Origin of the sequence: Flavobacterium gillisiae (assembly GCF_900107635.1) — a bacterium.
Taxonomy (GTDB): domain Bacteria; phylum Bacteroidota; class Bacteroidia; order Flavobacteriales; family Flavobacteriaceae; genus Flavobacterium; species Flavobacterium gillisiae.
In genome coordinates this window covers 313,305-329,747 of the sequence record NZ_FNRD01000003.1, presented here as the reverse complement: position 1 = coordinate 329,747, position 16,443 = coordinate 313,305, and the positions used below count along the sequence as shown (strand labels likewise).

The following is a 16,443-nucleotide window of genomic DNA, read 5'->3' as shown; positions in this document are numbered from 1 at the left end:
AGTATTAATTATTTTGTTCATTGTTAAAAAATTGATCAAGAGAACTCATGTCTAAGATGTTTACACCACGTGCTTTACTTCCTTCAAACGGTCCTACGATTCCAGCAGCTTCTAATTGGTCGATTAGTCGGCCAGCTCTGTTGTAGCCTAGTTTTAGTTTTCTTTGTAACAATGATGCTGAGCCTTGTTGTGCATTAACAATAATTTCGGCAGCTTCTCTAAACAAAGTATCTCTCTCGGAGATATCTACATCAAGATTGATGCCACTATCTTCTCCCACGAACTCTGGAAGTAAATAAGCTGTTGCGTATGCTTTTTGGGAACCAATGAAATCGGTTATTTTTTCTACTTCGGGCGTGTCTATAAAAGCACATTGTATACGCACAATATCATTACCATTCGTATAAAGCATATCTCCACGTCCAATTAATTGATCAGCTCCAGAAGTGTCCAAAATAGTTCTTGAATCGATTTTTGATGTTACTCTAAAGGCAATTCTAGCAGGGAAGTTGGCTTTGATTAAACCTGTAATTACATTTACCGAAGGTCTTTGTGTTGCTATAATCAAATGAATTCCTATCGCTCTGGCTAATTGTGCTAAACGGGCAATGGGAACTTCGACTTCTTTTCCGGCGGTCATTATCAAATCGGCAAACTCATCCACTACTAATATAATGTAGGGTAAAAATCGATGTCCATTTTCAGGATTTAGTTTTCTAGCCTTAAATTTATCGTTGTATTCTTTAATGTTTCGTACCATCGCATCTTTCAATAACGAATAACGGTTATCCATTTCCACGCAAAGAGAGTTCAAAGTATTGACTACTTTAGCATTGTCAGTAAGGATGGCATCCTCGCTATCTGGAAGCTTCGCTAAATAATGTCTTTCAATTTTATTAAAAAGAGTAAGTTCTACTTTTTTAGGATCGACCAATACAAATTTAACTTCCGCAGGGTGTTTCTTGTAAAGCAATGAGGTAAGAACAGCGTTTAAACCCACAGATTTTCCTTGTCCGGTAGCACCTGCCATCAATAGGTGAGGCATTTTTGCTAAATCGACCACGAAGGTTTCGTTAGAAATTGTTTTACCCAATGCAATGGGTAGCTCCATTTCAGCTTCCTGGAACTTAGCAGAACCAATTACACTTTTCATGGAAACCATGGTTGGATTTTTGTTAGGAACTTCGATTCCTATTGTTCCTTTCCCAGGAATAGGAGCAATGATACGAATTCCTAATGCCGAAAGTGATAAAGCGATATCATCTTCCAGGTTTTTAATTTTTGAAATACGAATTCCCGCTTCAGGAACTATTTCATATAAGGTTACAGATGGACCAACAGTCGCTTTAATTTGTGCAATTTCTATTTTGTAATTGCGCAGCGTATCTACAATTCTGTTTTTGTTTTCTTCTAATTCTTCCTGATTAATCGTGATTCCACCAGTTGAATATTCTTTTAAAAGATCAATTGTAGGGTATTTATAGTTGGATAAATCCAAAGTAGGATCGAATAAACCAAAATCAGAAACTAGCCTTGAAGCTAAATTCTCTTCAATAAGATCTTCTTCAGGTGCTGTTTCAATAACAAATGAATCATCAACGGCATTTTTATCCATCAATACTTCTTCAACAGCCTTTGGTTTAACAACGGGATCGAGATTGATTTCTGAAGAATGACTTATCGTTGGTTTTAAAGCTTCTTTGTTAACTTCAAACTGCGAAGGTTTTGGAAGCGGTGGAGGACTATCTAATTCTTTTTCTTCCGCTATGGCGAACTCTTCTAAATTATAAGAGCTACCCTTATCAGGAGATGTATTCGAGCCTAAATCCGACTTGATTTCTTTTTTTGTGTTTTCGAAAAAAGATTGGATTCTTTCCGGAGAGAGTTTAAGTTTAAAAATAACATAAAGAATCAGACCGAAAATCAAAGTTAAAAGTGTTCCTGTTTTTCCAATATAATCTTGTAGGAATAAATTCAACTCATAACCAACAGTTCCTCCTAATTCAGGTACTGAAGTAGCAAAAAAACCAAATAATACCGACAAAATAATAATAGCAAATAAGTCCCAGAACCAGATTCCTTTCAGCTTCTTAGATGAAATGCCAAGAATGAAAAAGATTCCAGTCAAGAAAAATAAGCGAACAAATAGAAAAGAGGCAAGTCCAAAACCTTTGTAAACAATCAAATCTGCCAAAAAAGCCCCGAATTTACCAAGCCAATTTTGAACCGTTTCCGATCGATCTGTAAGTTCAGAAACGGCACTTTGATCTTCTTGTCCGTGAATGTAAAAGGAGATAAAAGCAACCAGTAAAGCAACAGAAAATAAGATTAAAAGACTGCCCAGCACGATCTTGTGCTGTTTCGTTAATACCCACGGTGTACTTTCTTTAGCTTTTGAATTGTTTTTCTTGTCTAAAGGTTCTTTTTTTGTTGTTTTCGCCATCCTTGATTGTATGTACTAATGCCTAAAAAATTAGTGGCACGTATATGATTAAACCGATAATTATTGCTGTTAAAGCTGCAAAAAATACAGCTCCTGCGGCAATGTCTTTTATGAAACCAATTCTTTCATGATAATTGGGATGAATAAAATCAGCGATTTTTTCCACAGCCGTATTTAGGCCTTCAATACTCATCACAAAGCCGATTGCCAAAGTTTGGAAAAGCCATTCCGTTGCAGTAATGTGAAAATAAAATCCAGCAATGGTAATTAAAATTCCCAATGAAAATTGGACCATTATACTGTGTTCCGTCGTGATTAACTTGATAGCGCCTTTTACGGCATAACCGACACTTTTCAGCCTTCCTGTAACGAAGCTATTGTCTTTTTGAAATTCCATTAAAGTAATGTTATAGTACGGCTAAAGCAGCCTCGTAATTTGGTTCACTAGCAATTTCTGGAACTTGCTCTGTATGGATAATTGTACCGTTTGTGTCAACCACAATAAGCGCTCTTGAGTGCAAGCCAGCCAATGGACCGTCAAGGATTTCAAGACCGTTTGTTTTACCAAAATCTCCTGAATTAAAGTCAGATAAGTTAACTACATTTTCAAGTCCTTCAGCGCCACAAAAACGTTTTTGAGCAAATGGTAAATCTCTAGAAACACATAATACTGCTGTATTTTCTAATTTACCAGCACTTTCATTAAACTTTCTTACTGAAGTAGCACAAGTTCCAGTGTCGATACTTGGGAATATATTTAGTACCAATCTTTTTCCTGCGAAATCACTTAGTGAAGCTACAGATAGATCGTTTTGTATTAATTTAAAATCAGCTAGTTGCGTTCCCACTTTTGGTAATTCTCCTGAAGTATGTATTGGATTTCCTCCTAATGTAATTGATGCCATGTTTTTTGTTTTTCGTTGTGGTTCAAAAGTATGAAAATTATTTAAGAATTAGGTTTTAAGATTTAAGATTTTAGAACATTGAACAAACGTGTGTAATCGAGTGTCTTTTTGATAAATAGGCCGTAAAAGAAAAAAACGCATCCATTTCTGAGTGCGTTTTTCGTATGATTGAGCCCGTTGCCAGACTTTTATTTATCGATAGAACCTAAAACTCGTTTCATAAAAGTGTTTAAGGCCTCTTTTTTATCAGTTCCATTTTTTACCATTTTATGAACTTCTATTGCGCCATACATGTTAGAAATTAATTCACCGATGACATCTAATTCTTCATCTTTTAAAGATGGGATTTCTGTCATTGCTTCCAGAACGTCGATAGTTTCAATGATATAGTCTTGATCATTTTCTTCTATAAACTGCGTCAAATGCTTTATTACGGGTAATTTCATGTTTTTTATTTATATTTTAGAAATGAAAACAGTTAAATAAATTATACTATTTCATTCACTAATTCAATTAGCACTTCTTGTTTGTTAGTTTGTGTTTCGTTTACCAATACCCCGTTTACGAAAGTCGCAAAAGTAGGAAGGTTACTTACGTTGGCCAATTTTCTTGATTCAGGAGAGTTTTCAGCATCAACAAGTACAAAAGTAATTGCATCGTTTTCTGAAGCCAATTTTTTGAATTTTGGTTTCATTATTCGACAATTCCCGCACCAAGATGCCGAAAATTGAACGACTACTTTCTCGTTTTTTGATATTAAATTCTGTAATGTATCTTCGTTTAAATCTATTAACATATCGTTTAAATTTCAAAATGCAATTGCAATAGTAATATTCAATATTTTTAATCGAAAATTGTTATTGCAATTGACATTGTTATTGATTTAGTTTAAGCTTAAGTATTCAGCAGTACTTTTTCTGTCAGCGCTCATTGCTTCTTTTCCAGCTTCCCAGTTTGCAGGACAAACTTCTCCTTTTTCTTGGATATGAGTATAAGCATCAACCATACGTAAATATTCGTTTACGTTACGACCAAGAGGCATATCGTTTACACTTTCGTGGAAGATTTTCCCTGTTTCATCAATTAAGTAAGTCGCTCTAAAAGTTACGTTTGATCCTTCAATCATTACTGAGTCAGTTTCTTCACTGTATTCAGTTGAGTCGATATCAAGGATACCTAATATGTTAGATAAGTTTCTGTTAGTATCTGCAAGAATTGGGTAAGTAACACCTTCAATTCCACCATTGTTTTTTGCAGTGTTTAACCAAGCAAAATGAACTTCATTTGTATCGCAAGAAGCACCAATTACTATTGTATTTCTTTTTTCAAATTCCGGTAAAGCTGCTTGAAAAGCGTGAAGTTCAGTTGGGCATACAAATGTAAAATCTTTTGGGTACCAAAATAAAATTACTTTTTTGTTGTTTTTTGTAGCTTCTTCAAAAATGTTTATTTTCAAGTTGTCTCCCATTTCTGAGATAGCGTCAACTGCAATACTTGGGAATTTTTTACCTACTAATGACATAATTATATGTTTTATTATTAATTTTTGTTTCGGCAAAAGTAGGTAATAAGGTCATGTTCAAACAATCAGTTTTAATTATATATTTTGATAGAGCTATAGTTTTAGATTATTGTATTAAAAAGCAATGCCACAACTGTAAGATAGTCATGGCATTAGGAATGTATGTGATTAGTCGTTTTCTTAATTAATTTTTTGCATCAGTTACCAATTGTCTGATTTTGATATTGAATGCAGCAAATATCAAAGTCATAAACGGACTCAATATATTAAAGAAGGCATACGGCAAGTAATCTAAAGTGGAAACACCTAGCGTACCGGATTGATAAGCTCCGCAGGTATTCCAAGGGATTAATACAGAAGTGACTGTTCCGGCATCTTCAAGTGTTCTACTTAAATTTTCTGGAGCAAGACCTTTTTCTTTATATGCTTTTGCAAACATTTTACCGGGAACTACAATAGCTAAATACTGATCAGAAGCAGTAATGTTTAACGCTAAACAACTTCCAACAGTAGAAGCGAATAGTCCGAAAGTGGTATGTGCTAATTTTAATAATGTATGACTTATTCTTGCCAAAGCACCTATAGCATCCATAATTCCTCCAAAAACCATAGCACAAAGAATCAACCAAACGGTGCCTAGCATTTTTTGCATCCCTCCTGAAGTAAAGAGATCAGCCAGCGTTTTATTATCGGTAGGTATTTGTATTTTTCCAGTTATGGCATCCATAACTCCTTTGTAAGCAGATTGGAAAGTCATATGCTCGACACCTGCAATTTGATTTATAATATGGGGTTGAAATACTATAGCGAAGATTCCCGCTAATAATGTTCCGATTAATAACGCAATTAAAGGCTCTGTTTTTTTGATGATTAAGCCAATTACGATCACGGGTACCACAAACAACCAAGGTGAAATAGTAAAAGAAGCTTCAATATCTGTTAGCAAGGCGGCAATATTTACATCTCCTTTTATGTCAACAGATAATCCCAAGATAATAAATAAGATTAGTGTAATAACATACGTTGGAATGGTGGTTAATGTCATGTATCTAATGTGGGTAAACAAATCAGTTCCAGCCATTGCAGGAGCAAGGTTAGTTGTGTCTGACATCGGTGATAATTTATCTCCAAAATAAGCGCCAGAAATTACTGCTCCAGCAACCATACCTAAATCAAATCCCAAGGCACCACCAACACCGATTAGAGCGATACCAACGGTAGCACTCGTAGTCCACGAACTTCCTGTCGCAATAGAAATTATGGAACATATAATTACGGTAGCCGGTAAAAAGATAGCTGGACTCAGAATTTGTAAGCCGTAATAGATCATTGACGGAATGATTCCGCTTATTAACCAGGTACCAGCCAGAGCACCAACCATTAGCAATATTAGAATGGCACCAACAGTAGATTTTATGTTTTCAGCTACTTCCTCCATCATTTTGTGATAAGTAACTTTGTTAAAAAAGCCTACAATCGCAGCAACAGCAGCGCCTAACAATAAAACAAATTGATTACTGCCGCTCAAAGCTTCATCGCCATATACATATACGTTAAAACCGAGCATTGCGACAAGTGCCGCAACTGGAATTAAAGCTTCCCAAATTGATAATTCTTTATTTCTGTGAATTTTTGTATCCATTCTATATCGTTTGAGTTTGCAATATAGATAAAAAAGTTCCTATCAGCCTAAACAGATTTTGTGAAAACTTCCGTTCAGCTATTTGTTTAAATGAAATATCTTTGCGAAAAACGGATATATTTCTGTTTTTTTATTAGAATTTGATTTCCATTGTAGGGAAAAGGACTTAAATACAGTTCTCCTTTTAAAAACGAGGCTTACACTTTTAAGTCTATTTACAAGTTGTTAATGTGCACGGGTAGAGTTCCTTGAGAGGGTAGGTTCTCAAGTAATTGATTCGCGGCCGCTTCCTGAAACTCCTCGAAATCTTGATATACCTGAACAAGACCACTAACGGATTGTAAGTCCGGCAAAATTTGTAAAGCATAAGGGTTACCAAATACATATAAAATACATTTTTTTGATAAAAATAATTTTTTGAGTAATTGTAAAACAGCCTCTTCAATGTCAAAATTATTCATTGGTTTTGCCTTTGGAACAAAAAGAGCAATAATTATAGTGTCATAATCCTTTAGACTTTTTTCAATTGCTGATAGACTATTCGTAGTATCCATTTCTACAGAATATTCTTTTGCAGATAGGGAAGGAGCAAGGGTTTTGAAAAAAGTATTCTCAGTGTTTTTATAGATACTCAGTTTTGCTAATGTGCCTCTTTTCACTGCATCAGTAGCAACTGCTGTGTTTTTATTGTCTTTAAGCTTAGTAAGACAGCGTTGGGCTATTTTACGATTCAAAAGAGAAGCTGTTGCAAAATCTAATTCTGTAGTTGTTTGTTTTTGTTCTTCGAATAACCCTGCTTTTTTCTTGCATTTCATCAAGCGATTGTAACTTTCTTCAATGCGTTCTGGAGTTGCATTTTTAAGTATTTCTTGAATGCCTTCTGGTACATTTTCGGCAAAGCACAAAACGTCATTTCCAGCATTAAAGGCTTCCCATTCCAGTTGGCCTTTTCTTTCGTACAGCTTGGAAACACTATGCATGTTCAATGCATCCGAAATCACTAGTCCATCATAATTCAATTGCTTTCGCAAAAGGGTCTCAATCACTGATTTGGATAAAGTAGCCGAAGTATTTGCTCCTTCATTCAACGCAGGAACAGCGAGATGTCCTATCATAATTGAGTCGACATCACTTTCGATTCCCTTTATAAAAGGATATAATTCATTTTCAAGTAATTGCTCCAACGTTTCCTCTAAAACGGGTAATCCTAAATGAGAATCTACGTTCGTATTGCCATGTCCTGGAAAATGCTTTAGGCAGCCTAAAATACCTACGTCGTTCATTCCGCGTAAGTATTCCAAAGCAAAATGGGCTACCTTTTCTTTGTTTTCGCCAAAGGAACGGTATCCAATCACTGGATTATTCGGGTTGTTATTGATATCAGCTAGTGGTGCCAAATTATAATGAAGCCCCGCTGATTTTAAATCTAGGCCTATTTGTTTTCCTACTTCATAAGCCAAATGAGATTCACTAATTGGCAAAGCGCCTAATGTTATGGCATAAGGATATTGTGGTGTTTTTTCGACGCGCATGGCTAATCCCCATTCCGCATCAATGCTCATCAATAATGGAGTAGTAGCGCACTTTTGATACCGCACAATTAAAGCAGTAAGTCGCTGGTAACTGTCGTCATTAAAAACAATTTTTTTCTTAGTTTCATAATTAGTGGCAGCACTGGCTCTACTATGGAAAAAAGTAAGACCACCGATGTTGTGCTTCTTAATTAATTCTTCAGTTGCTTGAATGTTTTCTTCGGTATCGTTAATAAAAACGGCTGGAAAAAAGAATTGCCCTATTTTTTGTTCTAATGTCATTTTGATAAAAATTATTTTCTACTGATTATTTGCCACAAATCCATAGATTAAAAATAGTAAAGATTGTTAATCAATTTTGCAGATTTTAAATCATTTATATGCTTCGATATTAACTGCGAACTCTCAAATTCAAAAAAAAATTAGTGAATTAGTGGCTATCGAAAATAGTCGTGCTATTTCCCCTCCGATTTCTTTCCAAAATCCCTCGGAAAAATCAAGAATCTTGACAGAATCAATCCGGGAATAGTGGCTAGAAATACCCAGATAAAGAAGTTTCCGTAGCCTAAATATTCTTGGATAAATCCGCTTGCCATACCGGGAAGCATCATTCCCAATGCCATAAATCCAGTAGCAATCGAGTAATGCGAGGTTTTCGATTCGCCGTCCGCCACATAAATCAAATACATCATAAAGGCAGCAAAACCAAAACCGTAACCAAATTGCTCTGCAATAACAGTAGCATAAATATAATAAACAGAGGAGGGATGAAAATGTGCTAATAAAACAAATCCAATTATAGGCAAGTGCATTGCCAGAATCATAGGTAGCATCCATTTACCAAGACCATCTTTTGAGATTACAATTCCGCCAATGATTCCACCAACAGTCAACGCAATCACTCCGAACGTTCCATAGATAATCCCTACATCTTGTGTCGTCAGTCCCATTCCGCCAACACCTTGGTCGTCAATTAGAAAAGGAGTTAGCATTTTAAGTAATTGGGATTCGCCCAAGCGGAATAATAGTATAAATGCCAGCACAAATCCAATTTGTTTCTTTTGAAAAAAACTAGCGAAAACGGCTCCAAAACTGACTTTTGGTTCCAATGATTTCTCGTCTTTAGTTGTCGCTACTTCAGTTCTTGGCGTAGAAAAATAATTGTAAATAGTTAATGCAGCCATAATCAAACCAACGATAACCATAGTGTAAGACCACGCTTTTTGTTTATCGCCATATTCTTGTTCTAGATAACCACCAATTATTACAATCAATCCATTTCCGGTAAGCATGGAAAGACGATAGAAGGTACTGCGTATTCCAAGAAAAAAAGATTGTTGTTCTTTCTCTAAAGCCAACATATAAAAACCATCACTTGCAACATCATTCGACGCAGATGCAAAAGCCGCGACCCAAAAAATGGCAAGACTTATTACAAAGAAATTATTCATAGGAATCGTTAATCCCACAAGTAAAAAGGCAATAGAAATTACTAATTGCATGGCTAAAAACCACTTTCTTTTGGTCGCGTACATATCGATAAATGGACTCCATAATGGTTTTATTACCCAAGGGAGGTACAATAGACTCGTATATATTCCGATGTCTTCATTGTCAATTCCCAGGTTTTTGTACATAATAACCGAAACCGAGATAATGATAGCGTAAGGCAAGCCCGAGGCAAAGTTCAAAAAAGGTATCCAATACCAGGGTCTATTATCTGTTTTCATCATTTAAAGAACTTTGAATCGTTTTGGTTTCTGTTGTTTTATTTAAAAGAACTGCCTGACTTTCATTCCCATAATAATCAATAAAAGAGATGGCGCAAATATTATTTTTTTCTAAAAGACTCTTCTGGATTTTGATACTGATACTATCCTTTTTTTCCTTAAAAGCTATTTTATCAATAATTTGACTTGGATTATTAACATCCAGTTTAGAACTGTCTTTGGCACCATAAACCAGTACATAGCGTATTTTGCTCAGCAAGGGGTAATTAAGTGTTACAGTCGAAATCAAATGGTTAGTTGTAATATTAGTAACTGCTGGCATCTCAATGTCTGTTCTTCTTGAATTAGGAACAACATAGGGAAGTGCTGGATACTTGTATTGATTTTGCAAAAGCAAATCGGTTACCGCTTTGTTTCTATTCACAAATGATTTAGCACTGAAAAAAGCATTTCCTCCAATATTTTTATAGGTTCTAGTCAAATCAATCTGATCAGGAATTTCACTTGGAATATTCCATTTTTTATCTGAATCGGTGTTGATTTTATAACTTCCATTCCCCATGTAAATTGCGGTATTTGTTGAGTTCTCAGCCCACCATTTGATCAATTTTGCATAAGAAGCTGTTTTATGGTCGATACTCCAGTACAATTGCGGAAGTAGGTAGTCAATCCAACAGTTTTCCATCCAGGCAACCGGATCTGCAAACAAGTCATCATAATTTGTTTGTCCAGAATTCGTGTCGGAACCTCTTGGATCTACCGATTTATTGCGCCAAACACCAAACGGGCTAATCCCAAATTGAACCCAAGGCTTTATTGTTTTGATAGAAAAGGAACAGTATTTCACAAAATTATTCACGTTCAAACGCCTCCAGTCGGCTAAACTCATTCCCCCACCATACTTTTTGAATGAAGCAGTGTCATTAAAATTTTCTCCCGCTATTTTATAAGGATAGAAATAATCGTCAAAGTGGATGGCATCGATGTCATAGTTCCTAACCACCTCGTCCACTACCGCAATTAAATGAGTTTGGACTTCAGGCAAGGCAGGATTGTAATAGTACTTTCCGCCATATTTAATCATCCATTCTGGATGTTTAAAATAGTCGTGGGTAGGACTTAGAATATCAGTTCTTAAATCCATAGTGGCACGATAAGGGTTCAACCAAGCGTGAAATTCAAAACCACGGTTATGAGCTTCCGTAATCATCCATTCTAATGGGTCATAATAAGGGTTGGGTGCTAGGCCTTCTTTTCCAGTTAAATATTTAGACCAAGGGGCTAGTTTCGAAGGGAAAAAAGCATCACCGACGCTTCTAATTTGTACAATTACAGCATTGTAATTTAATTTTTTATAGGTATCTAAAATTTCAAGATAATCAGCTTTTTGTTTCTCAATAGGATCCGAACCGCTTTTTGGCCAGTCGATATTTACCACTGTGGCAATCCAAACTGCTCTAAATTCGTTTTTAGGATAGTTCGCTTTTTCTTGTGCACTTCCTTCAGAAAAAGACAACAAAATAAAGGAAATAAATAAATATAGGTATTTGCTAGGGTTCATTATCGGGATGTTTTTATAGAGTTCAAAAATAGTTTTTTTAGTGAAGTTTATGAGAAATTTAAGTATTAAATTTTTACTTTTTTGACTACTTCAATTACTTTGCCAAAGCTATTTTTATTAAAACGGCTCAGTAGCCCTATTTTAGATTAAACCAATGTAAATTAAATCATTATGTAAGTATCGTTTTCTTAAACTTTAAAAAATAATTTTTTCTTATAGAAAAACCATAGTAGTAACGACCATAGGCAAGCATAAAGTAGCGCATAAGTCAAGGAAGCTGATTTCTCGTTGTCAAAATTAGGGTTAATCCAAAATTGATAAGCATAGTTTAAAATTGATATTTTAGCATCGGCATTTTCAGGATTCTGAAAAGTAATCATCCCTAAAGCACGGGGCAGGATTCCTGATAGAAAAAAGACAATCATAGGATTCACTCCCCAGATTAAGAAAAAGAAGAATCCTTTTTTAACACCGATTATTTCAATAATGTAATGTATAAAGGTTAGTATAAATAAACCTATTCCGGCACTATATAAAGCATAAGAGCTTGTCCAAAGTGATTTGTTCAACGGGAAAAGAAACGACCATAGTAATCCAGTAACGGTCAAAACACAAGCGATAATAGCCATTTTTTTAATAATTTCAATTTTGGAATCATTAGTAAGTAGCAATTTCCCTATGATTAGTCCTATTAATGCAGTTGCAACGGCAGGAAGCGTACTTAGTATACCTTCAGGATCCCAAGTTTTGGTAGCAGCATACATATGATCTTGCAAAAGATAATAGTCTAACCAAGCGGAAAGGTTCGTTCCTTCATTATAATTTGCGGTTCCAATTCCGGGGACAGGAACGATGGTAAGTATTGCCCAGTAACCAATTAATAAAGCAATTGTAATCACTATTTGTGTGTCTAATTCTGTTTTTAGATAGATTACACTAGCTATGAGATAAACGATACCAATGCGTTGTAAGACACCAGGTAATCTCACGTCCTTAAAACTTTCAATTCCGCTATAGGCTAAGAAAAGTAAAATCGTAAAAATACAAACGGCTAAGAAAAGTTTGATTTTTGGATTGAAATTACCTAATAAAGCATATCCTACAAGAATTGTTATGCTTAGGCGAACGAAAAGTAACGAGATTTGATTATCACTAAAAATGGAGATTCTGCTAAAGAAATTTAAAAATAAACCTAAACTAATGATTCGAAGTGTTCGTGTTATGATCTTAATGAATGTTTCTTGATTCCAATTTTTTTTTGGCATTGCCAAGGGAATAGCAATTCCTAAGACAAAAATAAAGGTTGGGAAAACCAAATCTGTAGGAGTGCAGCCGTTCCATTTTGCATGTAATAGTGGAGTATATACTGCGCCCCAATTCCCAGGATTATTGACGATAATCATCAATAGAATCGTCATTCCCCTTAAAATATCGACTGAAATTATTCTGTCATTTTTCATTATTTTTTATTTTTGAATGAATAGGGGTTTTAGTTTGGAAATGAAATTTTGCCCATTAAAATGGAAGGGATACCTTTTCTTTTTCCGAATTTAGCTTCACCACCTGATAAAGTTTCATTCGCCAAAATTGCAAATAATACCGCTTCTTTCGCGTCACCTGAAATTCCCAATTCATCGGTTCTCTTAAATTCACAAGAAAGCAGTTCGTTTAAATATTTGATTAATAGTGGATTGTGCATTCCGCCTCCTGAGACGTAAATAGTAAATTGGTTGATGTTTAAACCCGCAGTTTTGACAGCATGCTCTATAGCTTCAGCAATTGTTTCAGCACTAAAACGGGTTAATGTTGCTAATAAGTTTGGGACACTGATTGCGTTAGTATTGCTTTCTAGGATAGATTTTTGAACATATCCGATATTGAATAATTCAGGGCTAGTAGTTTTGGGAAATGAAGTTTTAAAGAAAGAATCTGATTTTAGCTGAGATAGCAGAGGTTGATTTACTTGTCCTTTTTTTGCTATTTTAGCGTCTTTGTCGTAAGCCATTTGTGGAAAATGTAAACGTGTAAAAGCATCAATTAAAGTATTTCCTGTTCCTGTATCGGTTACAAAAACTTCTTCAGAATTCATAGTTGATGGTAAATAAGTAAAGTTAGCAATTCCTCCTAAATTTAACATAATTCTATTTTTATCTTTTTTTCCAAAAAGAAAATAATCTCCATACGCTGCCAGCGGAGCTCCTTCACCACCTACTGCCAAATGTTTTTGTCTAAAATCAGATATTGTAATAATTCCCGTTTTTACTGCTATATGATCTCCATCACCAATTTGTAAAGTCGCATTTGGAAATTTATCTATTCTATGTAAGATTTTAGGAATGTGCATTACTGTTTGCCCATGTGATGCTATTATGTCAATTTCAGAGGGCTTCAAGTTCCATTTTAGAAGGACTTTATTTATTATTTTTGCATGTAGCAAGCCAATCCATTCATTAAGTAATACCAAATGTTGAAAATCAATATTTCTTTCAGCAAAAACTGTACGGATTTCTTTTTTAATCTCATTAGAATATTCTGAGGTCTCAAAATTTGTTACTATGACACTTGTATTTTCTCCCGAACCTGAAATTTCACATAAAGCTATGTCAAGTCCGTCCAATGATGTGCCAGACATTAATCCAATAATTTTCCGAACGGGTTTTCTAGCAATATTATAAAGGGATTCAATATTTTTGTTCATGAGTACAACTTTTAAACTTTACTAATATAATAACGGGCCTGATGCGCTAATCTAAAACTGATAGCGTTCATTCGTAGTTTTACTGATAATGCATAAACCGATAAATGTAATTATGGTATTTAAAATAATTAATTCATTATCAAATACATAGCCCCAAAATAGTATTTTTGAGTTTTCATCAATCAAATAGGTTAGTAATGGCGATAATAAACAGATAAAAGGCACTATTTTGTCATTTACTTTTTTTGATTTTAAAAACAGTCCAAACATATATAAACCTAACAATGGACCGTAAGTGTAAGAGGCTACTTTAAAAATCATACCAACAACTGAACTGTCATTTATGGAGTTAAAGACAAGTATTACTAGAAAAATTAAACCAGAAAAACCTAAATGAATGAGATATCTTGTTCTAATCATATTTTTTGCTCCACTATTTTCTACTTTATCCATACCGAGAAAGTCCACGCAAAAAGAAGTCGTTAAAGCTGTTAATGCAGAATCGGTCGTTGCAAAAGTGGCTGCAATTAAACCTAAAAGAAAAATAATAGCTGGTATCGTCGAAAGATGTTTTAAAGCTATTTCTGGGAATAGTAAATCAGTTCGGGGTTTATTGGTTATTAAATCTAGTGGAATAGCAATGCTATTTTTTTTAGCATAAATATAAAGTAGTGCTCCTACGCTTAGAAAAAATATATTGATAATAACGAATATTCCTGTAAAGCTAAACATGTTCTTTTGTGCTTCACCTATATTTTTACAACTTAGATTTTTTTGCATTAAATCTTGATCAAGTCCTACCATTGCTACTGTAACAAATACTCCTCCTAGTATTTGTTTTATAAAATGATATTTACTTGTAAGGAAGTCGTCAAAGAAAAACACTTTAGAGTAGTTGCTGTTTTTTACTTCATTAAAGGCTTCTGTAGTACTCAGATTAAGACTATTACAAATAAAGTAAATTGTCAGAAAAACAGAGGCCACTAAAAAGAAAGTTTGCAAAGTATCTGTTATTATAATTGTTTTTAATCCTCCTCTATAAGTATATGAAAATATCAATAGTAATGAGATTAAGACCGTTATAGCAAAAGGAATATTATAATAATCGAAGACATATCGTTGTAAAACAATAACCACTAAGTATAGCCTAAAGGCTGAAGATATGGTTCTGCTGATCAAAAATATAGAGGTTGCTGTCTTATAACTATATAGCCCCATACGTTGTTCAATATATCCGTATATAGAAGTTAAATTCATTCTGTAGTATAAGGGAAGAAGCAGTTTTGCAACAATAATAAAACCTATTGCATTCCCTATAATGAATTGGAAATATTTGAATTGTTCACCATTGGGTGAACCAACTTCTCCTGGAACGGAAATAAAGGTGACCCCTGAAAGCGCAGTACCAATCATTCCAAAAGCTACCAAATACCATTTTGAATTCTTATTCGCTTTAAAGAAAGCATCATTTCCACCGTCATTTTTACTAACAACATGAGATATAAAGAATAGGATTGCGAAATAAGAGATGAAAAGAATTAGAATTATATGAGGAGTCATTTATATTTTTTTTACTTACTGGCAATTATTGCCGCTCTGACACTTTTGTGTTCTAATAATAATTGTTCAGCATAATCATTATCGATATTCAATTCATCCATAAGCATTTTTACACCTCTTTCTACTAATTTTTTATTGGATAATTGCATGTCAACCATTTTATTGCCATAAACTTTACCTAGTTTGATCATTACTGATGTAGAAATCATGTTAAGTACTAATTTTTGAGAAGTCCCAGCTTTCATGCGAGTGCTCCCGGTCAAGAATTCAGGACCAACTACTATTTCGATAGGATAATTGGACTCCTTAGAAATTAAGCAGTCGCTATTACAAGCGATACTTGCTGTTGAAATATTATTTTCTTTTGCTTTCTTTAGTCCACCTACAACGTAAGGGGTATTTCCAGACGCTGCTATACCAATTACAAAATCTGAATTTGTAATTTTTTGTTTTTTTAAATCATCCCAAGCTTGATTATAATCATCTTCAGCATTTTCAACTGCTTTGCGGATTGCAGAATCACCGCCTGCGATAATTCCAATAACTAGATCGTGAGGGACCCCAAAAGTAGGAGGGCATTCTGACGCATCTAAAATGCCGATTCTTCCCGAAGTACCTGCTCCAATATAAAACAATCTCCCACCCAATCTCATTTTTAAAACAATAGCTTCGACTAATTTTTCAATATTGGGAATTTGCTCTTTAATTGTATCAGCTATTTTCTTGTCTTCGGCATTAATGCCATAAAGAATTTCTTGTACACTCATTTTTTCCAAATTAGAATAAAGAGAATTTTTTTCAGTATCAGGTTTTTTTTCTTTCATTTTTCTTTTTTTTCCCTAAAGAAATT

At 34.5% G+C, this 16,443-nt stretch carries 14 protein-coding genes; all 14 read right to left on the bottom strand.

Translation table 11 applies throughout. From position 1 onward, the window contains the following. Window positions 1-4: 4 nt before the first annotated feature. On the bottom strand, window positions 5-2,443 hold the full coding sequence (locus BLV35_RS06600) for a DNA translocase FtsK (RefSeq protein WP_091086661.1): 2,439 nt from the start codon (window positions 2,441-2,443) through the stop codon (window positions 5-7). 22 nt (window positions 2,444-2,465) lie between these two features. Next, window positions 2,466-2,840, bottom strand: coding sequence for a diacylglycerol kinase family protein (locus BLV35_RS06595; protein ID WP_091086658.1), 375 nt, complete (start codon window positions 2,838-2,840; stop codon window positions 2,466-2,468). Window positions 2,841-2,850: 10 nt separating this feature from the next. Then, window positions 2,851-3,348 carry a thiol peroxidase gene (tpx, locus tag BLV35_RS06590; protein WP_091086654.1) on the bottom strand — a complete coding sequence of 166 codons (498 nt, stop codon included), beginning with the start codon at window positions 3,346-3,348 and terminating at the stop codon, window positions 2,851-2,853. 188 nt (window positions 3,349-3,536) lie between these two features. After that, the gene (locus BLV35_RS06585) at window positions 3,537-3,794 is read right to left on the bottom strand and encodes a DUF6952 family protein (protein ID WP_091086651.1); all 258 of its coding nucleotides are present in this window, start codon (window positions 3,792-3,794) and stop codon (window positions 3,537-3,539) included. 41 nt (window positions 3,795-3,835) lie between these two features. Then, complete coding sequence (locus tag BLV35_RS06580; RefSeq protein WP_091086648.1) at window positions 3,836-4,144, bottom strand: thioredoxin family protein; 309 nt, start codon at window positions 4,142-4,144, stop codon at window positions 3,836-3,838. An 87-nt stretch (window positions 4,145-4,231) separates the two neighbouring features. Continuing rightward, on the bottom strand, window positions 4,232-4,870 hold the full coding sequence (locus tag BLV35_RS06575) for a peroxiredoxin (RefSeq protein ID WP_091086647.1): 639 nt from the start codon (window positions 4,868-4,870) through the stop codon (window positions 4,232-4,234). A 184-nt stretch (window positions 4,871-5,054) separates the two neighbouring features. Continuing rightward, window positions 5,055-6,512 (bottom strand): Na+/H+ antiporter NhaC, encoded by a 1,458-nt coding sequence (nhaC, locus tag BLV35_RS06570; RefSeq protein WP_091086644.1) that lies wholly within the window; start codon window positions 6,510-6,512, stop codon window positions 5,055-5,057. A 215-nt stretch (window positions 6,513-6,727) separates the two neighbouring features. After that, window positions 6,728-8,326, bottom strand: coding sequence for a glycoside hydrolase family 3 protein (locus BLV35_RS06565; RefSeq protein WP_176980582.1), 1,599 nt, complete (start codon window positions 8,324-8,326; stop codon window positions 6,728-6,730). A 173-nt stretch (window positions 8,327-8,499) separates the two neighbouring features. Continuing rightward, a complete protein-coding gene (locus tag BLV35_RS06560; protein WP_176980587.1) occupies window positions 8,500-9,774 on the bottom strand; it encodes an MFS transporter in 1,275 nt (424 codons plus the stop codon). Continuing rightward, the gene (locus tag BLV35_RS06555; RefSeq protein ID WP_091086635.1) at window positions 9,761-11,335 is read right to left on the bottom strand and encodes a glycoside hydrolase family 10-like protein; all 1,575 of its coding nucleotides are present in this window, start codon (window positions 11,333-11,335) and stop codon (window positions 9,761-9,763) included. The genes BLV35_RS06560 and BLV35_RS06555 overlap by 14 nt, the downstream gene beginning before the upstream one ends. Window positions 11,336-11,523: 188 nt before the next feature. Continuing rightward, window positions 11,524-12,795, bottom strand: a complete 1,272-nt coding sequence (locus BLV35_RS06550; protein WP_091086631.1) for an acyltransferase family protein — start codon at window positions 12,793-12,795, stop codon at window positions 11,524-11,526. Between the two features lie 29 nt (window positions 12,796-12,824). After that, the gene (locus BLV35_RS06545; RefSeq protein WP_091086627.1) at window positions 12,825-14,033 is read right to left on the bottom strand and encodes an anhydro-N-acetylmuramic acid kinase; all 1,209 of its coding nucleotides are present in this window, start codon (window positions 14,031-14,033) and stop codon (window positions 12,825-12,827) included. A 51-nt stretch (window positions 14,034-14,084) separates the two neighbouring features. Next, window positions 14,085-15,593, bottom strand: a complete 1,509-nt coding sequence (locus tag BLV35_RS06540) for a sodium:solute symporter (RefSeq protein WP_091086624.1) — start codon at window positions 15,591-15,593, stop codon at window positions 14,085-14,087. Between the two features lie 11 nt (window positions 15,594-15,604). After that, window positions 15,605-16,417 (bottom strand): N-acetylmuramic acid 6-phosphate etherase, encoded by an 813-nt coding sequence (gene murQ, locus BLV35_RS06535; RefSeq protein WP_091086622.1) that lies wholly within the window; start codon window positions 16,415-16,417, stop codon window positions 15,605-15,607. Window positions 16,418-16,443 lie beyond the last annotated feature (26 nt).